Here is a 22136-nt window from a genome sequence, read left to right on the forward strand (position 1 = left end):
GATGCGGTACGCGGAGAGGTCGATGTCCGCCGGAATCGCCCGCCGCACCCCACGCCACCGCAGCTCCACCCGGACACCCGCGCCCGCCGCCGTCGACGCCGCCAGCCGTTCGAGGTCCGCGAGTCCCGGTGCGGGATCGAGCGATACGGGCTCCGCGCCGGGAACCGGTCCCGTACGGCGCAGGGTCCCGAGCGTCCGCCGCAGCCCGGCGAGAGTCTCCCTGCTGGTGGCCTCGATGCTCAGCAGCGCCTTGCGGGCCTCGTCCGGCTGGGTGCCGATCACCCGGCTGCCCACCCCCGCCTGGATGGCGATGACCCCGACACTGTGGGCGATCATGTCGTGCAACTCCCGTGCGATCCGCAGCCGTTCGGCGGCGACGGCCTGGGCCGCCACCTGGGTGCGCTGCTCCACGGCGTGCTCGCGGCGCTCCGTGACCGACAGCCCGATCGTCCAGGCGGCGACCAGCGCCAGGACGAGGACGACCAGCGTCCGGATGTAGACGTCCATCCCGGACGTGAAGTAGCTGGCGGACGCGATCTGGACGAGGAGCGTCGGGACGGCGGCGGCGAACGCGACACGGCGGGCACGGGAGGCCACGACCGCCAGGACATTGAGATCGTTCACCAGCACCAGCAGATACACCACCTCCCACGAAGGCCGCTGCGCCGAGACGGCGAACGTGCCGACGAGCATCAGCGCCGTACCCGGCAGCGGGTGGCGCCGCAGCAGGGCCACCGGCAGCACGGTGGCCACGGCGCAGAGGAGGAACCGCAGGCCGGTGGAGTTGTCGGGACCGCTCCGCACCGCGAGCAGCACCGCGACCGGATAGGCGACACCCCCGCACCAGGCCGCGCCCGCCGACGCGACCCGGCGCAGCCGTCCGGCCCCCGTGCCGGTCCGGATCAACCGTCCGAGCTGCGAAAAGAGAGGAGTGGCCGACATGCGCCGATCGTAACCGGCCCCCACCCGCCGGGGTATTGGCCGCGAGGCGTACGCCCACGGGCCACCACCGTGGCCGCCGGTGTGGCCGCCGGCCCGATGCCGAACGGGCCGGCGCCCGGCCACTGTTGGCCACGTGATCGAAGTCAACGAACTCACCAAGCGCTACGGCGGGACCACCGCCGTCAAGGACCTCACCTTCACCGTCCGCCCCGGCCGGGTGACCGGGTTCCTCGGCCCCAACGGCGCCGGCAAGAGCACGACACTGCGGCTGCTCATCGGACTTGACCGGCCCACCGGCGGCACCGCCACCGTCGACGGCCGCCCCTTCCGCGACCTCCCGCGCGGGCTGCGGCACGTCGGCGCGCTCCTCGACGCGCACGACGTCCACGGCGGGCGCACCGCACGCGCCCATCTCACCGCACTCGCCCGCGGCAACGCGCTCCCGAAGAGCCGGGTGGACCATGTCCTCGACGAGGTGGGACTGGCCTCCGCGGCCCGGCGGCGGATCGGCGGGTTCTCGCTCGGCATGAAGCAGCGGCTCGGGATCGCCGCCGCGCTGCTCGGTGATCCGCCGGTGCTGCTGTTCGACGAGCCCGTCAACGGCCTCGATCCGGAAGGTGTGTTGTGGGTGCGCGGGCTGTTCAGGCGGCTCGCCGCCGAAGGGCGCACCGTCTTTGTCTCCAGCCATCTCATGAGCGAGATGGAGAACACCGCCGACGAACTCGTCGTCATCGGCCGGGGCCGGCTGATCGCCGCCGAGAGCGTGTCGGACTTCGCCGCCCGCGGCACCCGGTCGAGCGTACGCGTCCGTACCCCGGACACGGAGGCGCTTACCGCGCTGCTCAGGGCCGAGGGCGCGGACGTACGACCGGCGGCGGCCGACGGCCCGCTCATGGTGACCGGTCTCGACGCGCCCGCCATCGGGGAACTGGCCCACCGGCACCGGTTGAGGATCAACGAGTTGACGACCGCCACCGCCTCGCTCGAAGAGGCGTTCATGGAACTCACCGCCGACAGCGTCGAATACGGCGCGGAGGACCCACGATGACCGCGCCCACCGGCCCCCGCGCCCGCTTCCACCACCTGATCGCCGCCGAGTGGACCAAGATGTGGTCGCTCCGCTCGACCCCCTGGGCCTTCACGGTGAGCGTGCTGCTCGTCGTCGCGATCAACACGAACGCGGCCGTCGCCGACTACCACAACTGGCCGAACTACCCCGAGGGGATACGGCAGTTGTTCGTCCCGATCTGGGCCATGCGGGACGCCTTCACCATCGGCGGGGCGATGGTCCTCATGCTGGCCGCCGCGAGCATCGGCGCGCTGACGCTGGTGGGGGAGTACAGCACCGGCCAGATCCGTACGACGTTCGCCGCCGTACCGGCCCGCCGCTCCGTACTGGCCGCGAAGACCGTCGTGGTCACGGCGGTCACCACCGCCCTCGGGGCCGTCGCCGCCGTGACCTCGTTCGCCGTCACCCAGGCGATCCTCTCCGGCCACCACGTCGGACTGCCCTTCGACTACCCCGGCGCCGCGCGCGTCATGGCGGCGTCCGCGCTGCTCGCACCGGTGTGCGCGCTCGTCGGTCTGGGCCTGGCGGCACTGATCCGGCACACGGCGACGACGATCGTCTCCCTCACCCTCCTCCTGCTCGTCCTGCCGTCCCTCCTCAACGAGGGCAGATACGCGACGGCCTCGCTCCTGCACGCCCTTCCACAAGGCGCGTGGGCCGAGTTGGTGACGGTCGGCGACTCCCCGGTCCCCGTGGCCCACCCGACGACGATCGCCGGCTCCTGGCTCGTGTACGGGCTCTGGGCGCTGGCCGCGGTGGTGATCGCGGCCGTCGCCGTCCACCACCGCGACCCCGCTCCCTAAGAAGCCCGGTGCGCCGGCTGGAGGCCGGCGTACACCCCGCCGCTCGTCATCAGCGCGTCGTGCGTGCCGACCTCCGCGATCCGGCCGTGTTCCATCACCACGATGCGGTCCGCGCCCCGGATGGTGGAGAGCCGGTGGGCCACGACGAAGACCGTGCGGCCCTCGACCAGCCGCGCCAGCGCCTCCTGCACCAGCGCCTCCGAGCGGTTGTCGAGCGCGGACGTGGCCTCGTCCAGGACCAGCACCCGGGGGTCGCGTATGAGCGCGCGGGCTATCGCGAGCCGCTGCTTCTGGCCGCCGGACAGACGCGCGCCGCGCTGGCCGACGACGGTGTCGAGGCCGTCCGGCAGACGGTCGACGAATTCGAGGGCGTTCGCGTCCCGCAGCGCCCGCCGCACCGTCGCCTCGTCCATGCCGTCGAGCCCGTACGTGACGTTCTCCCGGATCGTGCCCTCGAAGAGGATCGACTCCTGCGGCACGACGGACAGGAACCGGCGGTAGCTGCGCAGGTCGAGCGTGGCCATGTCCGCGCCGTCCAGCAGGATGCGCCCGTCCGTGGGGCGGATGAAGCCGATGAGGAGGTTGAGTACGGTCGACTTGCCCGCGCCGGACGCGCCGACCAGGGCGATGGTCTGGCCCGGCCGGGCGGAGAGCGTGAAGCCCTCCACGGCGGTGTCGGGCGAGCCTTCGTACCGGAAGCCGACATCCTGGAAGTCGATACGCCCCGTGACCGAGGCGACCTGCTCCTTGCCCGCGTTGCTCTCCAGGTCGGGAGCCTCAAGCACCTCACCGGCCGACCGCACCGACTCAAGTCCCTTGCTGATGACGGGCGCCAGGCCCAGCAACGTCACCATCGAGCTGGTCAGCGTGGTGAAGAACGCGCTCAGCATGACGACGTCGCCCGCCGTGATGGGCAGCAGCCCGTGGTAGGCCACGAGTGCCGAGCCCGCGAGACACACCACACCAAGGGAGTTGAGCAGGATCCACGCGAGCGCCCCGAAACGCCCGTTGAGCAGATCGAGCCGCACCCCGGCCGCGAGGACCTGCCGCAGCGAGCCGTCGATACGGACCATCGCCGCACCCTCCAGACCGTGCGCGCGCGTGATCGGGATCAGCGACGTCATCTCGCTCACCCGTGACGACATGCGCTCCACCTCGTGGCGGAACGCCGCGTTGTGACTCTGGAGACGGCCCCGCAACCGCACGATCAGGAAACCGGCGGCGGGGACGACGAGCAGGAAGACGGGGAGGAACGACGGTACGCGCACCCCGATCACGACGAGACCGCCGACGAGCGTGACGACGGCGGCCAGCCCCATGTCCGAGGACTGCTGCACCATCTGCTCCACCGTCTCCACGTCCCTGACCACCTTGGCCTGGAGGACGCCGGCGCTCACCCGCGAGTGGTAGCCGATCGAGAGCTGCTGCATCCGGCGGCACAGCGCGTCGCGCAGCGCCATGCCCACGCGCCGTACGCTGCCCGCCAGACAGCGCACATAGAGCAGATGCAGCGGGAGGTTGAGCAGCAGGACCACGAGCAGCACGCCCGCGTTGAGCCAGATGTCGGATTCCGGACCGTGCCGGACGACGGTGTCGATGATGTTGGCGGTGATCAGGGGAAGCAGCCAGATCGGGCTGTGCTTCCCGATGAACGCGAGGACGGCGACCGCCAGTCGGAGGCGGTCGGGACGGAAGAGATAGCCGAGGGTCCGTACAGGATGCTCACCCCGGTAGCGGTGGTCGAGCGCCGCAGATGACGGGAGGGTGGAGACCGGTCGCTGCATGGGCCAAGCAAATCCCGCTCCCCACGGGCCCTGCAACCCCCTTTTCACTCGGGTTCCCCGCCGCCCCGGGCCCCCGGCTCAGCCGGCGAACGGGGTGCCGGGGACGCCCTGGCCCGCGTCCGGCAGGACGAGGAGCGAGCCGGTCAGGGGGTGCGGGTCGACGACGCCGACAGCGGCGGTGGTGATGTACAGATCCCGCAGCTGAGGGCCGCCGAACGCGCAGGAGGTGGGGCGTAGTACGGGCAGTTCGACGGTACGGTCCAACGCGCCGTCCGGCGTGTAGCGGCGGACCGCCGCCCCGTCCCACAGCGCGACCCAGACGCAGCCGTCCGCGTCGACCGTCAGTCCGTCCGGGTGTCCGGCGCCCGGCTCGATTGTCGCCAACGGGCCCTGGTCGACCAGTGGTTGACCGGGCGAACGGGTGTCGGCGCGGAACCGGTCGATACGGCCCGTTGGGGTGTCGACGTAGTACATCGTCCGCCCGTCCGGACTCCACCCGGTGCCGTTGCCCACGGTGACGGGCCGGGTGTCGGTGACGGCCCCGTCCGGCGCCACCCGGATCAGCGTCCCGCCGCCCGGTGCCTCGTCGTAGCGCATGCTGCCCGCCCACAGCGCGCCGTCGGGCGCGACCGCCGCGTCGTTGCCCCGGCGGCCCGGCACCGGGTCGCGCACCAGCCACGCGAAGTCCCCCTCGGGGCCGTACAGACCGATGCCGTCACGGAGGTTGACCACCAGCCCGCCCCCGGCCCGGGGGAGCGCGGCGCCGACGTGCTGCTCGGTGGCCAGGGTCGTACGGCGGCCGTCGGCCGGGTCGAAGGTGTGGATCCGCGAGGAGAGGATGTCCACCCACAGCAGCCGGCCCGTCGCCGGGTCCCACGTGGGCCCCTCACCGAGCTTCGCCCGGGCCCGTACGGCGACCTCGGTCATCGCGCCCCGCCCACGGCCGGTCCCAGCGACTGCCAGGTGCCACCGTGCGGACGCTGCCCCGCACCGCTCCTGCTCCAGTCGCACACCCCGCCGGGGAACGCCGCGCGCAACCGCCGGAGTTCGGCACCGGTGAACGTCACCGCGTAGTCCGCCGGATCAACCGCCTTGCGCCGGCAGGCGATCACATCGTCCGCGAGCGGCGCGCCCGCGACCAGCCTCGGCGTCGGGAAGGCCGGATACAGCGAGCCGCACTCGCCCGCGTTGTCGTAGCCGAGCCGCTGCTCGATCTTCCGGGGCTCCGCGTCCTTGGTCCAGCACGCGTCCGTCAGCGACGCCGGCTTCCGCGCCACGACGTCCCGCGCCGTCCACCCCTCCCGGGGGGAAAGCGCCGTCAGCGAGGTCAGCCAGGTGTCCATCTCGGTGAGCGCGTACCGCAGCGCCGGGCTTCTCAGACTGAACCCGTGGCGGTTGTCCTCCGCGAGCATCACCTGGTTGTCCGCGTCACCGTTCGCCGCGATCAGCCGGGCGCGGGTGGAGAACCCGTGCACCGCCATGTGGATGTCGCCGCCCGGAGAATCGTCGGTGTACGAGCGGTGGTCGATGACCGGCGTGGTGGCCAGCCCGGCGCCGCCCCACAGGACGCGGCCCGTCCCGTACGCCGCCTCGGTGGCCCTGCCGTCGGCCGCCGTACGCGCTGCCGTGAACTCGGCGTCCCGATCGATGCCGCCCACGCGGGAGTTGAGGTCGATGAACTGCTCCGTGCTGATCGCGCCCTCGTTCAGCGCGTCGAGGCCGTACTGCACACCCACGTTGTCCAGCGGGCGCAGCGCGGCGCCGCTGCGCCGGTCGGTCCCGTACACGTTCACGGTGTGGTCGAAGACCGTGCCCCGCGCCCCGTCGGGATTGCTCCGCGCGTCGTAGCGCCGGTCGGCGGGCAGCGCGGCGGGGAACTCCGCGTCCGGGTCCAGGCGCTTCGCGCCGTCGCTCAGATTCGGGATGCTCGCCCGCTCCCGGAACCCGGCGACGGCCCTCTGCTGCTCGGCGCTGAACCCGCCGGGCGCCGTCGCGGTGAAGTAGTGGTCCAGCAGCCGGGAGTCCAGCAGCGTGATGTTGGTCGCCGACGTCACGTCGGGGAAGCTGCACCCGACGATGATGCCGTCGAGCAGACCGGGGTAGTTGTCGGCGATCTGATAGCTCTGGTACGAGCCGCCCGAGCACCCCCAGCCGATGGTGAAGCGCGGGACGCCGTACCGCTCCACGAAGTGCTCCTTGACCATCATCATGGTCTCGGACGCCAGCAGGTCGTTGCAGTTGTTGCCGAAGACGTTGAGGGACGACGACGCCACCGCGTACCCGCGCCCCAGCATCTCGGTGTCCAGTACGCCACCGGTGTCCGCGCCCTGGGTGTACCAGCCGCCCCGGCAGCCGCCGCCGAACGTGTACATGAGCCGCCCGTTCCACCCTTCGGCGGGCCGCGCCCGGGTCGGCTCGGGCGCGGCGGGGTCGGCCAGCATCGATATCTGGTAGACGCCCCGGTTCAGCGTGCCCGTCTCGATCCGGATGAGGAACGGCACCCGGGCGCCGGTGGTCGTGGTGGTCGTCGCCAGGTCCGCCGGGCGGCTCGCCGGATCGGCCAGCGGTTTCACGCTCCCGTCCGTGGAGCGGTACGCGTGGTCGACCCGGGTCGCGATCGAACAGTCCTCGTCCAGCGGCGGTCCCAGGGTGGAGCCGTCGACCAGCTTGAACGACTGCGTGCCGCACACGAAGGGCCGCTCGTGCGGACCGCTGATGACCGGTCCCGTCGACGGATGGTCGCGCACCAGGAGCGCGGCCCGTGCCCCCGGCCGGCCGGGAACGGCCGCGACGAGCCGGCTGCCGTCCTCACGCAGCGACGACACCAGCCCCGTCAGGGTTCCCGGCGCGGAGTCCGCCGCGGTGGACTCCGACGTGAACGCCGACGTGAAGGCCGCCGTCACGTCCGTGCCGTCGCGGGTGACGCGTACGTCGTCGGGGTCGACGCCCCGGGGCACCCCGACGCGCACCAGCACGTCACCGCCGGTGACCACATCGGGCCGGGTCGAGAGCGTGTCGATGGTGAGCCGTTCGCCCCCGCCCCCTTCCTTGTCTCCACCCGGCCGCTCGGCGGCGGCACTGGGCAGACAGGTCAGCAGCAACGCGCCGGTCGCGAGCGCGATGGCGAGGACAGGCCGACGGGACACCGATGAACCCCCAAGATCCGTTCACCGGCCGCACCGGCCCGTGAACACTCGTCCCACTCCACTTCACTCCAGATCACTCCTGGACCCGCAGAATGGTTCATGCGGCGAGGTCGCCGGGTCAAGACCCCGTACCGGCACCCGCGGCTCGCCCACCCCCGGAGAGGGGTGTAGAAAGGGGACATGGCCGGACGCGACGGCCGCCGGCGTTCGGTTCTGAAGCTGAGAACAGTCGCAGGCCAGGTCTTTCTCCTTCAGGTGGCGATCGTCGTACTTCTCGTCGCCGCCGCTTCCACGGCGCTCGTACTCCAAGGACGTACGGACAGCGACCGCGAGGCGCGCAACCGGTCCGTCGCCGTGGCCGAGACCTTCGCGAACTCCCCGGGCATCCAGGCCGCGCTGAAGAACCCCAACCCCGCCGAGGTCCTGCGCCGCCCCGCCGAGCAGGCCAGGGAACGCTCCGGCGTCGACTTCATCGTCGTCCTCAACACCAAGGGGATCCGCTACACCCACCCCATTCCCGACCGGGTCGGCAAGAAGTTCGTCGGCAATCTCAAGCCCGCCCTCGAAGGGCGTGTCATCACCGAGAAGATCACCGGCACCATCGGCCCGCTCATCCAGGCGGTCGTTCCCGTCTTCGACGCCAGCGGCAAGGTGGTCGGGATGGTCTCCGCGGGCATCACCATCAAACGCGTGAGCTCCGTCGTCGAGGACGAGTTCCCGCTGCTGTTCGGGTCCGCGGGCGGCGTGCTCCTGCTCACCATGGGCGGTACGGCCCTGGTGAGCCGCCGGCTGCGCCGCCAGACGCACGGGCTCGGACCGTCCGAGATGACCCGGATGTACGAGCACCACGACGCGGTTCTGCACTCCGTACGCGAAGGAGTGCTCATCGCCGGCGGCGACGGCAGACTGCTGCTCGCCAACGACGAGGCACGCAGACTGCTCGACCTGCCGACGGACGTCGAGGGCCGCTCCGTCACCGACCTGGGCCTGGACCCCGGCACCGGGACACTGCTCGGCTCCGGCCGGACCGCGACCGACGAGGTCCATCCCGTCGGCGACCGGCTGCTCGCCATCAGCCAGCGCCCCACCGACCAGGACGGCGGCCCGCCCGGCAGCGTGACCACCCTGCGTGACACCACCGAACTCCAGGCGCTCACCGGAAAGGCCGATGTGGCCCGGGGACGCCTGCGGCTGCTGTACGACGCCGGCTCGGAGATCGGCACCACCCTGGACGTGGCCCGCACCTGCGAGGAGCTGACCGAGTTCGCCGCCGCCAACTTCGCCGACTTCGCGACCGTCGACCTGGCCGAGGCCGTCCTGCGCGGCGAGGAGCCCACCACCGTGGTGCTGGACATGCGCCGCACCGCCTTCAGCGGTCTCGACGAGGAGACCTCGCTCTACCCGCTCGGCGAACTGATCCACTTCGCCGCGGGCACGCCGATGAGCGACGCCATCGTCAACGGCGAACCCATCCTGGTCCCCGATCTCGCCGCGTTCTCCGGCTGGCACAAACAGCAGCCCGACCGCGCCAGGAAGCTCGTGGACGAAGAGGGCATCCACTCGATGATCACGGTCCCGATGCGGGCGCGGGGCGTGACGCTCGGCGTCGCCACCTTCTGGCGGTCCGTGACGCCCGAGGCGTTCGAGAGCGAGGACCTGTCCGTCGCCGAGGAACTGGTCGCCAGGGCGGCCGTCAGCGTCGACAACGCACGCCGCTACTCCCGTGAACACACCATGGCCGTCACGCTCCAGCGCAGCCTGCTCCCGCGCGGCCTCCCCGACCAGAACGCCATCGACGTCGCCTACCGCTATCTGCCCGCCCAGGCCGGGCTCGGCGGGCTCGGCGGCGTCGGCGGCGACTGGTTCGACATCATCCCGCTGCCCGGCGCCCGCGTGGCGCTCGTCGTCGGAGACGTCGTCGGCCACGGCCTGCACGCCGCCGCCACCATGGGCCGGCTGCGTACCGCCGTACACAACTTCTCCACCCTGGACCTGCCGCCCGACGAACTCCTGTGGCACCTGGACGAACTCGTCGCGCGTATCGACCAGGACGAGGCCGCCGACGGGGCCGACGCCGGAGTCACCGGCGTCACCTGCCTGTACGCGATCTACGACCCGGTCTCCGGGAACTGCACCATGGCCCGGGCCGGCCACCTCCAGCCCGTCCTCATCCACGAGGACGGCACGGCGGCCTTCGCCGACGTACCCGGCGGCCCGCCCTTGGGACTCGGCGGACTGCCCTTCGAAACCCTTGAGGTCCACCTGCCGGAGAACAGCCGGCTGGTCATGTACACCGACGGACTCGTCGAGGACCGGCACCGGGACATCGACGACGGCCTGTCGCTGCTGCGCAGTACGCTCGCCGACCAGGCCCGCCGGACCCCGGAGCAGGCGTGCGACGCGGTCCTCCAGGCACTGCTGCCCGAGCACCCGCGTGACGACATCGCCCTGCTGGTCGCCCGTACCCGCGTACTGGACAGCGCGCACGTCGCCGACTGGGAGATCCCCGCCGACCCCGCCGCGGTGGGCAGGCTACGGGCCGACGTCACCCGCAAGCTGACGGAGTGGGGCCTGGTCGAAGAGGCGTTCACCACCGAGCTGATCCTCAGCGAACTGGTCACCAACGCGATCCGCTACGCCTCCGGTCCGATCCGCGTCCGGCTGATCCGCGACCGCAGCCTGATCTGCGAGGTCTCCGACCACAGCAGCACCTCACCGCATCTGCGGCAAGCGGCGGGCACCGACGAGGGGGGCCGGGGACTCTTCCTCGTCGCCCAGTTCGCCGAGCGCTGGGGCACCCGCTACAGCGCCCAGGGCAAGGTCATCTGGACCGAACAGCCGCTGCTGGGCGACTGACCACCCGTCCGGCGCACCCTGCCGTTTGTCAACCTGGACTCGGCCGTACGGGAGCCGACGGGCGAGGTCCGTGCGGACGCCATAGGCTTCGTGAAGAGTGCGAATCAGGCACACCAGTGTGAACTCCAACAGACCGCTCAATCCGGCGCTGCTCAGGCTGGGAAGAGAAAGGGACTGGCTCATGGGGCTGTGGCCGACCGTACTGATATCCCTCGTATTTCCGGCGCTCATGCTGCTGGTCACGGTGGCGCTCGGACGTATGGAGGAGTTTCTGCTGCCCCATCTGCGAGCGCCACTGCCGGCCGACGCGGACACCCCGTCCGACCAGGACACACCGCCCGCCGAGGACGACGCGACCGAGGCCGACTCAACCGACGACATCGAGGCAGAACCCAGCCGCGCCGAGAAGATCCGCATCGCCCAGGCCCGCGCCGACGCCGCCCGCCGTGCCAGGCGCCGCGCCTACGGCCCGCCGCGCCCCGTCGGGCGCACCAACACAGGACCGCCGCGCGGCGCGCGGACGACCCCCCTGAGGTTTCGATGACACAGCAAGCCGTCGCAGCCGCACTGCTCCGCTCCCACGGCAGCACCTACGCCGAGGACGCCGGCATCCGGCTGCGTGACACCCCGCAGCCCCTCTACCAACTCATCGTCCTCGCCCTCCTGTTGAGCGCCCCCATCCGGGCCGGCGTCGCCGTCTCCACGGCGCGCGCCCTCAACGAGGCGGGCCTGCGCAACCCGCGACGGATGGCCGCCGCCACCTGGCAGCAGCGCGTCGACGCCCTCGACCGGGGCGGCTACCGGCGCTACGACGAGAGCACCGCCACCCAACTCGCCGACGGCGCCCATCTGTTGACCCGGCGCTGGCACGCCGACCCGCGCCGTATGCGCGCCGAGGCCGACGGCGACGTGCCGATCCTCCGCCATCTGCTCCAGGATCTGCCGGGCATCGGCCCCACCGGGGCGGACATCTTCCTGCGCGAGGTACAGGCGGTCTGGCCCGAGGTGGTGCCCTACTTCGACACCAAGGCACTGCGCGGCGCGGAACGCCTCGGTCTCGGCACCGACGGGGCGGCGCTCACCCGGCTGGCCGGCGACGCGGGCCCCGCCGCCCTGGCCTCCGCGCTCGTACGCGCCGCACTGGACGACGACCTGGTGACGGAATGCCTGCGCGAGGCCGGGACGCGGTCCGCCGCCTAGGGCCTGTCCGTCAGTACTCGCTGTCGATGCCCGTCACGAACGCCGGGCCCAGCGGCGCCTCGTCCACCGAGAAACCCGCCTGCGTGAGCGCGGCGCCCGCCACCCGCTTCGCCTCCGTCTCGGCGGCCCGCTTGTTGTCGGCCTCGATCTCCAGCCGGATGCTGAAGGTGCCGCCCTCGTGGACCGTCAGCATGTCCAGGTCCTCGGCCTCACCCAGAGCGGTGTGCTGCGGGTCCGCGGGCCGCAGCCCCCGCAGCAGCGCCGCGCGGGAATCGGCGTCGAGCGTGCGCAGGAAGGTGCCCGGGACGGTGATGACGTACGCGGTCATGCGAACTCCTGGCGTTGACGACCCCGCTGTACGGGGTGGGCTTCGCGCCCCACCCTGTGACCTGCCCGGTTTTCCGTCCCGATCACCTCCCGATCCCGGATCGCCGTCCGTATCGCTCCCGGCGGCCTCGCCACCGGCCGGTGATTGACGCGTCCATCTCCATGAATCGGAATCCGGCGCGCACTTATGCTCCGCGAACATCTGCCCGCGCAGGCGGGGGAGGTTTCGCTTCCGGGCCATGGATTCGTGTGGGATGCTGACCTTTCCGCTTCTCCCCTTCTCCCTGCCGAGGCACTATGCGCTGCGTCATCGCCCGCTTCCCCTTCGATCTGGTCAAGAGCGAGGTGCAGCAGGCGATGAAGGGCATCAAGCCGGAACCGATCACGGGTGAGTCCGTCGTCATCAGTCGCCGTACGTACCCGGTGAAGCAGGTGGGCGAGATCATCACCCGGCAGGACCGCCGCGACTTCTCCGCCGCCGAGGTCACCCGCGCGCTGACCCGGCTCGGGTTCACCTGTCGCAGCGTCCCCGCCCCCGCGCCCGTGGTGGAGCCCAGCCCGCTGGAGACGGCGTCGGCGATGCTCGGCACCCCCGCGCAGAGCTGACCGGCCCGCACGGCCCGCGACGTACGACAGGGCCCCGTCACCGACCGGTGACGGGGCCCTGTCGTGGGTGGGGGCTACGCGGACCAGCTGCGCGACGACGACTGGCGCCCGCCGCCCGACCGGCTCTGCGAGGCGCCCGAGCCCGACGACCTGCGGCCCTGGGCCGGGCGGCTGCGGCCACGGCTGCCCGAACCGCTCTTGGCACGCTCCGAGACGGGCGTGGAGATGACCACGGGAACACCCGACGGCGCCTGCGCCCCGGTGATCCGGCTCAGCTCGGCCTCACCGGAGCGGACCTGCGCGACCTGCGGGACGATCCCCGCGTCGGCCATCAGCCGTGTCATCTCGCGACGCTGGTTGGGCAGGACGAGCGTGACGACGCTGCCCGACTCCCCGGCGCGCGCGGTACGCCCGCCCCGGTGCAGATAGTCCTTGTGATCGCTCGGCGGGTCGACGTTCACGACGAGGTCGAGATTGTCGATGTGGATGCCGCGCGCCGCGACGTTCGTCGCCACCAGCACCGTGACGTGGCCCGTCTTGAACCGGGTGAGCGTCCGCGTGCGCTGCGGCTGCGACTTGCCACCGTGCAGAGCGGCGGCCCGTACGCCGCTGTTCAGCAGGTGCTCGGTCAGCCGGTCGACGGCGTGCTTGGTGTCCAGGAACATCAGCACCCGGCCGTCGCGCGCCGCGATCTCCGTGGTCGTCGCGTACTTGTCGGCGTTCTGCACGTGCAGGACGTGGTGCTCCATGGTGGTGACGGTGCCGACGGCGGCGTCGACGGAGTGCACCACCGGGTCGTGCAGGTAGCGGCGGACCAGCAGGTCCACATTGCGGTCCAGCGTCGCCGAGAACAGCATCCGCTGCCCCTCGGTCCGCACCTGGTCGAGCAGCTCGGTGACCTGCGGCATGAAGCCCATGTCGGCCATCTGGTCGGCCTCGTCGAGGACGGTGATGGCGACCTGGTCCAGCCGGCAGTCGCCGCGCTCGATGAGGTCCTTGAGCCGACCCGGAGTCGCCACGACGACCTCGGCGCCGCCGCGCAGCGCGCCGGCCTGCCGGCCGATCGACATCCCGCCGACGACGGTCGCCAGCCGCAGCTTCAGCGCGCGGGCGTACGGGGTGAGCGCGTCCGTGACCTGCTGCGCCAGCTCACGGGTGGGTACGAGGACGAGCGCCAGCGGCTGCTTCGGCTGGGCACGCTGTCCGGCGGTGCGCACGAGGAGCGCCAGGCCGAAGGCGAGGGTCTTGCCGGAGCCCGTACGGCCCCGGCCGAGGACGTCGCGACCCGCGATCGAGTTCGGCAGCGTCGCGGCCTGGATCGGGAACGGCTCGGTCACCCCGAGGCCGGCGAGCGTCGTCATCACCGGCGACGGCATGTCCAGCTCGGCGAAGGTCGCGACCGCCGGCAGGGCGGGCGTGATGGTGACCGGCAGGGCGAACTCGCCCTGCACGGCGGCGGGCCGACGGCCGTAGCCGCCGGAGCGGCCGGACGAGCCCGAACGGCCCGAGCCCGACGACTGCGGACGGAAGCGGCTGCCGCCACCGCCGGAGCCACCGGAGCGGGTACGTGAGTAACGGTCGTTCGTGCGAGGTGTGCGGTTCATGCTGAACCTCTCTCGATGCGGCACGTATCGAGGAACTCTTGAGCAGAATGACCGCGCAAAGAATCGCAAGAACGAGCCGGGGGAAAACAAAAACAGAACCGCGCCGGGGCGTAAGAACGCCGGAGCCGGCACGTGGAAATACTCGGAATCGACCGAGCGTAGGCGACCAGGTCGCCGGGAGAACGGGGGCCCGGCAGTCCGGTGCGGGGCCGGCATCGGTGGAGATGTGCCGGCCGGCCGTCAGGACGGCGAGGAGAAACCTGGTCCAGCGCCACACGTCAATGTGTCACGCGCACCCGGCGGGCCCCGGAGAAAAAGCAACGTAGCCGGGTCCCGCATCGCAAGGTGCGGGCCCCAGCTACGTCTTACGCCTCAGCGTCAGGCGGGAACGATGTTCTCCGCCTGCGGGCCCTTCTGGCCCTGCGTGACGTCGAAGTTCACCTTCTGGCCCTCCTGCAGCTCACGGAAGCCCTGGGCGGCGATGTTCGAGTAGTGGGCGAAGACGTCAGCGCCGCCACCATCCTGCTCGATGAAGCCGAAACCCTTTTCCGAGTTGAACCACTTTACGGTGCCACTAGCCATTTTGATCTCCTTCAGGGCAATGCTGCCCGGGGGCCCGCACTGTGCGAACCCCACGTCGCCTTAAATGATTACCCCGTCCGGAAAAGCACCGGAAATACAAAAGCGCGCCCACCGGCACATAAAGTCGGCGAGAGCACTTGAAGTCTTCGGGAACCACAACTGCAACTGACGACTACAGTAGCACGGTGCATGCGGTCGAGTACGGGACGTCTCGGCGTTCCCGGGCGCCGTACCGGAAAATCGGGCGGACCGCAGGAGAATTTTTCGCGTCCGTGATCGGGGAATATTCTCCGGTTCTTCACTCCGCGGCTACTCCCACGGGCGTATACGCGGCTCGGCGGACCCGCTCAGCGTGAACGCGTGAACCGGGACATGACCTTCGAACGCGTGCGTCCGCGCGTCAGGGCGGTGCCGCCGATCACCGCCGATCTGCCGGTGGCGGCGGGCGTGGCCCTGTTCACCGCCTCCGACGCCGCCGTCAACGACCCCGAGCACCGGCAGGCCGACGCCTTCACCTGGCTGCTCGTCGCCGTCACGGGCGCCGCCTGCGCCGGCTGGGCGCTGTACGGGCACATCGGGGAGCTGCTGAACGAACTGGCGGTCCACCGCATCGTGCGGGAAGCCCTGACCAACGTCGGCAGACACTCCGGCGTCCGGCGCGCCGCGGTCTCCCCGCCATGACGACCGGCTGACCGTGGAGATCGCGAACGACGGAGCGGGCGGGGGAGCGGGTGAACTGCCCTAGGGGCACGGCGGGTTCGGGCTGATCGGGATGCGGGAGCGCGCCGCCGCGGCCGGCGGCGGCGTCGAGTACGGACCGGTGCCGGGCGGCGTCGTACGCGCCGGATTCCGCGCGCTGCTCGACCTCACCGACGACCTCGTGGTGATCGCCGAGGCCGCCGACGGCGCCAGGGCGGTGGAGGCGGTACGTACCACCCGGCCCGACGTCGTCCTCATGGACATCCGGATGCCCGGGATCGACGGCATCGAGGCCACCCGCCGGATCGCCGCGGACCGCGCCCTGGTCTCCTGCGCGCTCGTCGTGCCTGTCGGCGGGGGGCTGCTGCCCGCGAGCCATCCCGCCGGGGAGGCGCTGCCGGCCCTCTTCGGCGTCGCGGGCTCCTTCGCCGTGGCCGGTCTGCTGGCCTGGCCGTCGGGACGCTCGTACGGCACTCGGCGGGCGCCGTCACGACCGTCATCGGGCTCCTTTCGGCCCGCTGTCCGGCGGCGCGCGGCGCTGGATCGCCGGTCTGTCGCCGACCGCCGCACTCGAGAAACTGACCCAGACCTCGGACGCGAGGGCCGAGACCGTCGGCAGTCTGGGGCCCTGGCCGTCGCTGTGGCTGGTGGCCGTGGCGGCGCTGCGCCGCCGCGACGTCTGACGGCCCCATCGGGAGGCTGGTCAGGGCGTGAAGACGTACGGCGTGGTCGTGCTCAGCTCCTCGAAGCCCAGCCGCCGCAGGATGGGCCGGCTCTGGCTCGACGCGTCGACCTGCATGTAGCGGTAGCCGCGCTCGGCGGCCAGGCGGGTACGGAAGGCGACCAGCGCGCGGTAGAGGCCCCGGCCACGCCAGGCCGGGACGGTCCCGCCGCCCCAGAGACCGGCGAACTCCGTGCCCGGCGGCAGCTCCATCCGGGCCGCGCTGACCGGCAGGTCACCGGCCAGGGCGACGGCCGCCGCCACGTCCCCCGGGGCGGCGGCGAGTTGGGCCAGCAGCCGCTCGCGGGTGCGGGAGCGGTCCGTGCCGAACGCCTGCTCGTGGACCTCGGCCATCAGCTCCACACCCGCCGCGCCGGTCACGGCGATCAGCCGCACCCCGTCGGGCAGCGTCAGCTCGTCCGGCAGGGCCGCGGCCTCGGCGATCATCAGCGTCTCCGGGGGCTCGGGCGTGAACCCGGCGGCGACGAGCCGGTGCGCGAGGTCGTGGGGCCGGTCGTGGGAGTAGACCTTCCACTCGAACTCCAGGCCCAGGGAGGTGAAATGGCGCTTCTGCTCGGCGATCGCGGCATCCGCCGAATCCGCGTCCAGGTCCGACCAGAGGACGCCGTTCCAGCCGCCGTCCGCGACCGCGCCCGGTCCGCCGGCGGTGGCCGTCTGGCGGACCACGGCACCGACCCGTTCGACCACCACCCCGGGACCGTCGGCCGGGGCCTCTCTGCGCATCTGGCGGTCGAACAGCGCGCGTACGTCTTCCGTGTCCATCCGCACACTTCAGCGGCGTGCCGGGCGCACCGCAACCGGGTTTCGCGTGGCTCAGGCGGCCTTGCGGGTCTCGGTGAGCCGGGCGAAGGCGACGACGTTGCCCTGGTAGCCGGTCTTCTCGGTGAACGCGCCGCCGCAGGTGATCAGGCGCAGCTCCGGCGCGCCCGTCGCGCGGTAGACGCTCCCGGCCGGGAAGTTCCGCTTGCTGAAGCCCTCGACCCCGTAGACGGTGAACACGGCCGTGGTGCCGTCGGCGCGTGTCACCTCGACGCGGCTGCCGGTGGTGAGCCGGCCCAAGTCGTAGAAGACTGCGGGGCCTTGAGCGGTGTCCACGTGACCGACGATCACCGAGGTGCCCTGCTCGCCGGGCGTCACCGACCCCCGGAAGTGGCCCGCCAGACCGGGCTTGTCGGCCGGCGGCGCGTCGATCCAGCCTTCGGCGTCCAGCGCCACCCGCGTCAGAGGCGCGTCGACGCGTACGGAAGGGATACGGATCCGGGTCGCCGTGGACCCCGGCAGCGGTGGCGCGGCCCTCGCGGCGGTGCCCACCGGCCTCGGCATCGGCACGGCGTCCGTGCGGGTGTCCCGGCCGGCGTCGGAGGCGGCGGGGCCCGCGCCCGCGGGCTGCGGCGGGAGTACGAGCAGGCCCCCGGCGCTGAGCCGCACCACGAAGATGCCGACCAGCAGGAGCAGCACGACCGTCGACCAGCGGGAGGCCCGGAGCCGTTCCGTCTCCGTCATCGGGAGCCGTTCACCGGCCGGGTGCGGGCGAGGTGGATCGCGCCGCCGGCCGCGACGGCGATGACCGCGGCTCCGACCGCGAGCCCCGCCGTGTTCGGCCCGCCGTCGGTGCTGCCGCCGACACCGGCGTTGACGCCCTTGTGCGCGCCGTCCTCGCGCGGGTCACGCGGCTCGTGCGGGCGCTGCTCCGGAGGCTCCAGGGGTTCCGGCCGGGACGGCTCCCACGGCGCGGGCGGCTCCGCCGAGTGGGGCGGCTTGCCGGGCTTCTCGGGCTTACCGGGTCTGCCCGGACCGCCGGGCTTGATCATCAGCGGCAGTGAGCGGACCACACCGTCGCAGTCGAAGGTGATCTCGTACTCCGCCTCCGGCTTCACGTCGTCGAAGATCCTGGCCGACTTCTCCTCGCCCTCGCTGAGGGTGACGGTCTCGAAGACCCCGGACGACACGGTCACGGTGGGCGCCCGGCAGCCGGTGGTGCGGATCGTCACCTCGCCGCCGGGCTCAATCGACTCGGGGGAGACGCTGTAGTCGTACTCGGCCTCGTCACCCGCGAACACGGGCGCCGCCGAGAAGACGAGAGCCGCGGCGCCCGCGACCGCCGCGAAGGCCGTACCAGTCGTGCGCCGCATCGGATCTCCCACTCGTGATTGTCCCCGTGTAGGTCAAAGGCGCCACGGCGGGCGAACACCGAACGCACCGGACAGCGCTCCCGACGCTAGAAGTGATGAATTGTCAGCGCACTCCGGGGGCCCGTCCCTGCGGCCACCCGGGTTACCCGGACGGCCACTCGGGTTACCGCGCCGACCATGTGGCCGGTGTGGTGGGTGGGACGGACGGGGCGGGATCGACGCGGAGTGCGACCTCCGCCGCGTACGGCTCCGGGGAATTCACCGAAACCCGGCAGACGGGCGCATGGTGCGTGCCATGCTCGGTAAGCACTCTTACCGGTGACCGCGCCACAGGCGCGTGGCGTGATTCGGGCACGGTGTGATTCGGGGAGAGCGGATGGAATCGACAGGTGATCCCGCCGGTGGCGGCGACGGGCTCCACGGGGCGGACCTCGGCACCGGACACGCGCGCAAGGCGCTGCGCCGCGAGCGGCTGCTGACGACGGCGACCGACCTTTTCACGACGCGCGGTTACGTGGGCACGTCCATCGAGCGCATATGCGTCACTGCCCGTGTGTCGATCCGCGCGTTCTACCAGGAGTTCGACGGGCGTGAGTCCCTGCTGATCGCGCTGCACAACCGGGTCGCGCGGGCCGGCATGGAGGCGACGCTCGCCGCCCTCGCCGGCCCCGGGCTCGACACGGCCGACACCCGGACCCGGGTGAGCGCGCTCGTGCGCGCGTACGTCGGCGCCGTGACCGCCGACCTGGCGTCCGCGCAGGTCGCCTTCGTCGAGGTGATCGGTGTGAACCGCGCCGTGGAGGACCACCGGGTGGTCTGGCGCAGCCTCTGGACCGACTTCCTGACCGGCGAGGCGGACCGGGCCGTCGGGCGGGGCGAGGCGGTGCCGCGCGACTACACGCTGGCGATGGTCGCCCTGATCGGGGCCATCAACGAGCTGATGGCGCACTGGGCCCGCGGCGGCGGAGCGCTGCCGCGCGAGGTCGTGGCGGACGAGATGATCCGGCACGTACTCGCCACGATCGGCCACCCCACGGGACCGGGGGACGGCGCCCTACGGGCGGGTGAGGGGGCGTGAGGGGATGAGCGGGCTCTGGCACCAGGTCATGCGGAGCATGTCCCGACCGGACGCGTCGCCCGACGACGACATCCTCGCGCTGGCCGCCGCCGACATCGCGCTGCGCAACCACCCGGAACCGCCCGCCGACGCCGACGTCGTCCTGGACATCGCGCGGTCCGAGTTCGCCGCCGTACTGACCGTGCGACAGGCCAGGGCCGCGCTCCAGCGGGCCCGCGAGATGGCCAGGGAACAGGCGGCGCGGGGCCGGGACCGTACGGACGGGGACGGCTGAACGGCAGTTCAGCGGGTTACGCCGCCGGGAAGGTGGTCCGTCCGCTCGGTTAGCCTGAGCGGACGATGAACCGTTTGACGACGCCCTGGGGCGATCTCGACCTTGCCCGCTTTCCCGAGCAGCCCCGTGACACGCTCCGGGCCTGGGACGCGGCCGACGAGTATCTGCTGCGGCATCTCGCCGAGACCGAGACCGAGTCCGAGTCCGATCCCGATTCCGAGGAGTCCGGTGCCGTCGGCGTCGATCTGTCCGGCCGCGTGGTCGTCGTCGGCGACCGGTGGGGCGCCCTCGCCACCGCGCTCGCGCCGCACCGGCCCGTACAGATCACCGACTCCTACCTCGCCCAGCGGGCGACCCGCGCCAATCTGCTGCGCAACGGCATCGACACCGACGCCGTACGGCTCCTGTCGGTGCGCGACACACCGCCCGAGCGGATCGACGTCCTGCTGATCCGGGTGCCCAAGAGCCTGTCCCTGCTGGAGGACCAGCTGCACCGGCTGGCGCCCGCCGTGCACCCGGGGACCGTCGTCGTCGGCGCCGGCAAGGTCACCGAGATCCACACGTCGACGCTGAAGCTCTTCGAGCAGATCCTCGGCCCCACGCGTACCTCGCTCGCCGTGAAGAAGGCGCGGCTGATCTTCTGCGCGCCGGCCGCTGAGCGCGCCCGCGCGGGTACCGGCCCCTGGCCGATCTCGTACACCGTGCCGCAGGACGCCGGCCTCGGCACGGGCCTGACCGTGGTCAACCACGCCGGTATCTTCTGCGCCGAACGGCTCGACATCGGTACGAGGTTCTTCCTGCGCCATCTGCCCCGGCACCGTGGCCCGCGCCATGTCGTGGACCTCGGCTGCGGGAACGGCGTCGTCGGCACGGCCGTCGCCGTGGCCGATCCGGCGGCCCGGCTGACCTTCATCGACGAGTCCTTCTCGGCGGTGGCGTCCGCCGAGGCGACCTTCCGCGCGAATGTCGACACCGCAGGTCCGGTGGAGTTCGTCGTGGGCGACGGCATGGCCACCGTGACGGCCGGCTCGGTCGACCTCGTGCTCAACAACCCGCCGTTCCACAGCCACCAGGCGACGACGGACGCGACGGCCTTCCGGATGTTCACCGGTTCCCGCGAGGCGCTGCGCCCCGGCGGCGAGCTGTGGGTCGTCGGCAACCGCCACCTCGGCTACCACACCAAGCTGCGACGGCTGTTCGGCAACTGCGAGGTCATGGCGAGCGACCCGAAGTTCGTGGTGCTGCGGGCCGTCCGGCGCTGAGCGGTGGGGGCGTGGGCGCGGTGCCGCGCCTCGCGCTGCGTCGTCGTCGGACGTGCGTCATGCCTCACGCACCCGGGCCGGGAGCGGGTGGACGCAATGGACAGTTCGGATCCGGTGGCGCGGCCCGGTACGGCGCGAAGGCCGTGTCAGCGGCGTCCCGGTACGGGCGCCGGGACATCCGGGTGACGAGTTGCCACATGGCGCGTTCCTCGGCCAGTTGTTGCGGTAGTACGAGCCCGAGGGCGTCGGCAAGGGGTTTGCGACCCAGGTTCACCATGGCCCGCACGGCCGCCGCCCACTCATCGGTCGCGTACACGGCGGAGCGGTACCACAGGGGCATGAGCGCGCACAGCGTGACGGCGGTGACGACAAGCAGGGGCCGCTCGGCCCCGGCCGACGTCAGGGCCACCAGTGCGAGTACCGCGACCACCCCGTGCCCGTACAGCAGTGCCACGAAGAAATCCACGCTGGTACGTGCCGTTTCCACCTGGCGGCGTGCCTGCGCGGGTGCGGCGGCGCTCAGCTCGTTCCACAGCACCTGGGTATCGAGGCGGAAGCGGTTGTGGCCGTACTCCTCGAAGCGACGGATCGCGTTGCCGAGGCGGGTCGGGGCGATCTGGCCGTCGTCCGCCGGGTAGCGGGCCAACTGCTCATTGAGGAGGGCGCGCTGTACGGGAGTGCGGCCTCCCGGGTGGGCGATCAGATCGGCGATCCGCTCCTTGCGGGCCCGCTGCCGCCGACAGCCACGGTCGTACGCGCCACGCGGCCACAGCAGATAGCCCTCAAGGATCCGATGGAGTTGAGTCTGGAGGGCGTTGAGCACGATGCCGAAGAGAACGGCGGTGGTGAGGAGCAGCAAGGCCGTCTGACCGGCAGTGTCGGGCCAGACACGCTCAACGGCCGCGGTCCGCCGCAGGCTGGGAGCGACAGCGAGGAGAAAGACCGCGAGATTGAGTGCGGCGGGCAGCACCCACCCCACGACCAGGGCCCATCCGCCTCCAAGGACACCTTTGGCGATGTCACCCACGGA

General features: G+C 71.9%; 21 protein-coding genes and 1 pseudogene. 11 read left to right on the top strand and 11 right to left on the bottom strand.

Annotated elements, in window-relative coordinates; genetic code table 11:
- On the bottom strand, positions 1–942 hold a 942-nt coding region (locus BHU15_RS10235; RefSeq protein WP_069626903.1), incomplete at its 3' end, for a sensor histidine kinase.
- A 133-nt stretch (positions 943–1075) separates the two neighbouring features.
- On the opposite strand from BHU15_RS10235, the gene BHU15_RS10240 reads away from it, so the two are divergent.
- Both BHU15_RS10240 and BHU15_RS10245 read left to right on the top strand, forming a co-directional pair.
- Positions 1076–1990: an ABC transporter ATP-binding protein gene (locus BHU15_RS10240; RefSeq protein WP_069626904.1), complete on the top strand. Its 915-nt coding sequence runs from the start codon at positions 1076–1078 to the stop codon at positions 1988–1990.
- The gene (locus tag BHU15_RS10245) at positions 1987–2814 is read left to right on the top strand and encodes a hypothetical protein (protein WP_069626905.1); all 828 of its coding nucleotides are present in this window, start codon (positions 1987–1989) and stop codon (positions 2812–2814) included. The genes BHU15_RS10240 and BHU15_RS10245 overlap by 4 nt, the downstream gene beginning before the upstream one ends.
- Here the strand turns inward: BHU15_RS10245 and BHU15_RS10250 are convergent.
- The 3 genes from BHU15_RS10250 to BHU15_RS10260 form a co-directional block, all read right to left on the bottom strand.
- A complete protein-coding gene (locus BHU15_RS10250) occupies positions 2811–4598 on the bottom strand; it encodes an ABC transporter ATP-binding protein (protein WP_069626906.1) in 1788 nt (595 codons plus the stop codon). The two genes, BHU15_RS10245 and BHU15_RS10250, sit on opposite strands and share 4 nt — an antisense overlap.
- A gap of 78 nt (positions 4599–4676) precedes the next feature.
- Positions 4677–5525: an SMP-30/gluconolactonase/LRE family protein gene (locus BHU15_RS10255; protein ID WP_069626907.1), complete on the bottom strand. Its 849-nt coding sequence runs from the start codon at positions 5523–5525 to the stop codon at positions 4677–4679.
- Positions 5522–7744 (bottom strand): DUF6351 family protein, encoded by a 2223-nt coding sequence (locus BHU15_RS10260; protein WP_069626908.1) that lies wholly within the window; start codon positions 7742–7744, stop codon positions 5522–5524. The genes BHU15_RS10255 and BHU15_RS10260 overlap by 4 nt, the downstream gene beginning before the upstream one ends.
- 180 nt (positions 7745–7924) lie before the next feature.
- Here BHU15_RS10260 and BHU15_RS10265 point away from each other — a divergent pair, with 180 nt between their 5' ends.
- The 3 genes from BHU15_RS10265 to BHU15_RS10275 all read left to right on the top strand — a co-directional run bounded on the left by BHU15_RS10265 (position 7925) and on the right by BHU15_RS10275 (position 11800).
- Positions 7925–10600: a SpoIIE family protein phosphatase gene (locus BHU15_RS10265; protein ID WP_069626909.1), complete on the top strand. Its 2676-nt coding sequence runs from the start codon at positions 7925–7927 to the stop codon at positions 10598–10600.
- A gap of 118 nt (positions 10601–10718) precedes the next feature.
- Entirely contained in the window at positions 10719–11144 is a 426-nt protein-coding gene (locus tag BHU15_RS10270) for a hypothetical protein (protein WP_135066204.1), read from the top strand.
- Complete coding sequence (locus tag BHU15_RS10275) at positions 11141–11800, top strand: endonuclease (protein ID WP_069626911.1); 660 nt, start codon at positions 11141–11143, stop codon at positions 11798–11800. Before BHU15_RS10270 ends, BHU15_RS10275 begins: the two co-directional genes overlap by 4 nt.
- A 10-nt stretch (positions 11801–11810) precedes the next feature.
- On the opposite strand, the gene BHU15_RS10280 is transcribed toward BHU15_RS10275, so the two are convergent.
- Positions 11811–12128: a hypothetical protein gene (locus BHU15_RS10280; protein WP_069626912.1), complete on the bottom strand. Its 318-nt coding sequence runs from the start codon at positions 12126–12128 to the stop codon at positions 11811–11813.
- Between the two features lie 296 nt (positions 12129–12424).
- Here BHU15_RS10280 and BHU15_RS10285 point away from each other — a divergent pair, with 296 nt between their 5' ends.
- Positions 12425–12733: an SCO5918 family protein gene (locus BHU15_RS10285; protein ID WP_069626913.1), complete on the top strand. Its 309-nt coding sequence runs from the start codon at positions 12425–12427 to the stop codon at positions 12731–12733.
- Positions 12734–12807: 74 nt separating this feature from the next.
- On the opposite strand, the gene BHU15_RS10290 is transcribed toward BHU15_RS10285, so the two are convergent.
- On the bottom strand, positions 12808–14337 hold the full coding sequence (locus tag BHU15_RS10290) for a DEAD/DEAH box helicase (protein WP_069626914.1): 1530 nt from the start codon (positions 14335–14337) through the stop codon (positions 12808–12810).
- A gap of 378 nt (positions 14338–14715) precedes the next feature.
- The gene (locus tag BHU15_RS10295; protein ID WP_023543603.1) at positions 14716–14919 is read right to left on the bottom strand and encodes a cold-shock protein; all 204 of its coding nucleotides are present in this window, start codon (positions 14917–14919) and stop codon (positions 14716–14718) included.
- Positions 14920–15291: 372 nt separating this feature from the next.
- Between BHU15_RS10295 and BHU15_RS40060 the strand changes: the two genes are divergently transcribed.
- On the top strand, positions 15292–15600 hold the full coding sequence (locus tag BHU15_RS40060; protein WP_069626915.1) for a hypothetical protein: 309 nt from the start codon (positions 15292–15294) through the stop codon (positions 15598–15600).
- A gap of 91 nt (positions 15601–15691) precedes the next feature.
- A pseudogene (locus BHU15_RS41220) lies at positions 15692–16301 on the top strand (response regulator).
- Positions 16302–16321: 20 nt separating this feature from the next.
- Here BHU15_RS41220 and BHU15_RS10310 read toward each other — a convergent pair.
- From BHU15_RS10310 to BHU15_RS10320, 3 genes are read right to left on the bottom strand one after another with little or no spacing between them, the layout of a single operon-like run.
- Complete coding sequence (locus BHU15_RS10310; protein WP_069626917.1) at positions 16322–17122, bottom strand: GNAT family N-acetyltransferase; 801 nt, start codon at positions 17120–17122, stop codon at positions 16322–16324.
- A gap of 51 nt (positions 17123–17173) precedes the next feature.
- Positions 17174–17863 carry a class F sortase gene (locus tag BHU15_RS10315; protein WP_069626918.1) on the bottom strand — a complete coding sequence of 230 codons (690 nt, stop codon included), beginning with the start codon at positions 17861–17863 and terminating at the stop codon, positions 17174–17176.
- Positions 17860–18492 (bottom strand): hypothetical protein, encoded by a 633-nt coding sequence (locus BHU15_RS10320; RefSeq protein ID WP_069626919.1) that lies wholly within the window; start codon positions 18490–18492, stop codon positions 17860–17862. Before BHU15_RS10320 ends, BHU15_RS10315 begins: the two co-directional genes overlap by 4 nt.
- A gap of 376 nt (positions 18493–18868) precedes the next feature.
- Between BHU15_RS10320 and BHU15_RS10325 the strand changes: the two genes are divergently transcribed.
- The 3 genes from BHU15_RS10325 (at position 18869) to BHU15_RS10335 (ending at position 21106) form a co-directional block, all read left to right on the top strand.
- Positions 18869–19570 (top strand): TetR/AcrR family transcriptional regulator, encoded by a 702-nt coding sequence (locus BHU15_RS10325; protein WP_079128050.1) that lies wholly within the window; start codon positions 18869–18871, stop codon positions 19568–19570.
- 37 nt (positions 19571–19607) lie between these two features.
- Positions 19608–19844: a hypothetical protein gene (locus tag BHU15_RS10330; protein ID WP_135066189.1), complete on the top strand. Its 237-nt coding sequence runs from the start codon at positions 19608–19610 to the stop codon at positions 19842–19844.
- A gap of 65 nt (positions 19845–19909) precedes the next feature.
- Positions 19910–21106: a methyltransferase gene (locus BHU15_RS10335; RefSeq protein WP_069626921.1), complete on the top strand. Its 1197-nt coding sequence runs from the start codon at positions 19910–19912 to the stop codon at positions 21104–21106.
- 64 nt (positions 21107–21170) lie between these two features.
- Here BHU15_RS10335 and BHU15_RS10340 read toward each other — a convergent pair whose 3' ends face one another.
- Positions 21171–22133, bottom strand: coding sequence for a hypothetical protein (locus BHU15_RS10340; protein ID WP_069626922.1), 963 nt, complete (start codon positions 22131–22133; stop codon positions 21171–21173).
- Positions 22134–22136: the final 3 nt, after the last annotated feature.

The sequence above is a fragment of the Streptomyces niveus genome, from assembly GCF_001723055.1.
GTDB lineage: Bacteria > Actinomycetota > Actinomycetes > Streptomycetales > Streptomycetaceae > Streptomyces > Streptomyces niveus.

Bases quoted from the DNA above. Each gene is read 5' to 3' on its own strand.
- BHU15_RS10245 (WP_069626905.1), top strand. From the start codon at position 1,987: ATGACCGCGCCCACCGGCCCCCGCGCCCGCTTCCACCACCTGATCGCC.
- BHU15_RS10250 (WP_069626906.1), bottom strand. From the start codon at position 4,598: ATGCAGCGACCGGTCTCCACCCTCCCGTCATCTGCGGCGCTCGACCAC.
- BHU15_RS10255 (WP_069626907.1), bottom strand. From the start codon at position 5,525: ATGACCGAGGTCGCCGTACGGGCCCGGGCGAAGCTCGGTGAGGGGCCC.
- BHU15_RS10265 (WP_069626909.1), top strand. From the start codon at position 7,925: ATGGCCGGACGCGACGGCCGCCGGCGTTCGGTTCTGAAGCTGAGAACA.
- BHU15_RS10275 (WP_069626911.1), top strand. From the start codon at position 11,141: ATGACACAGCAAGCCGTCGCAGCCGCACTGCTCCGCTCCCACGGCAGC.
- BHU15_RS10280 (WP_069626912.1), bottom strand. From the start codon at position 12,128: ATGACCGCGTACGTCATCACCGTCCCGGGCACCTTCCTGCGCACGCTC.
- BHU15_RS10285 (WP_069626913.1), top strand. From the start codon at position 12,425: ATGCGCTGCGTCATCGCCCGCTTCCCCTTCGATCTGGTCAAGAGCGAG.
- BHU15_RS10290 (WP_069626914.1), bottom strand. From the start codon at position 14,337: ATGAACCGCACACCTCGCACGAACGACCGTTACTCACGTACCCGCTCC.
- BHU15_RS10295 (WP_023543603.1), bottom strand. From the start codon at position 14,919: ATGGCTAGTGGCACCGTAAAGTGGTTCAACTCGGAAAAGGGTTTCGGC.
- BHU15_RS40060 (WP_069626915.1), top strand. From the start codon at position 15,292: ATGACCTTCGAACGCGTGCGTCCGCGCGTCAGGGCGGTGCCGCCGATC.
- BHU15_RS10310 (WP_069626917.1), bottom strand. From the start codon at position 17,122: ATGGACACGGAAGACGTACGCGCGCTGTTCGACCGCCAGATGCGCAGA.
- BHU15_RS10315 (WP_069626918.1), bottom strand. From the start codon at position 17,863: ATGACGGAGACGGAACGGCTCCGGGCCTCCCGCTGGTCGACGGTCGTG.
- BHU15_RS10320 (WP_069626919.1), bottom strand. From the start codon at position 18,492: ATGCGGCGCACGACTGGTACGGCCTTCGCGGCGGTCGCGGGCGCCGCG.
- BHU15_RS10325 (WP_079128050.1), top strand. From the start codon at position 18,869: ATGGAATCGACAGGTGATCCCGCCGGTGGCGGCGACGGGCTCCACGGG.
- BHU15_RS10330 (WP_135066189.1), top strand. From the start codon at position 19,608: ATGTCCCGACCGGACGCGTCGCCCGACGACGACATCCTCGCGCTGGCC.
- BHU15_RS10335 (WP_069626921.1), top strand. From the start codon at position 19,910: ATGAACCGTTTGACGACGCCCTGGGGCGATCTCGACCTTGCCCGCTTT.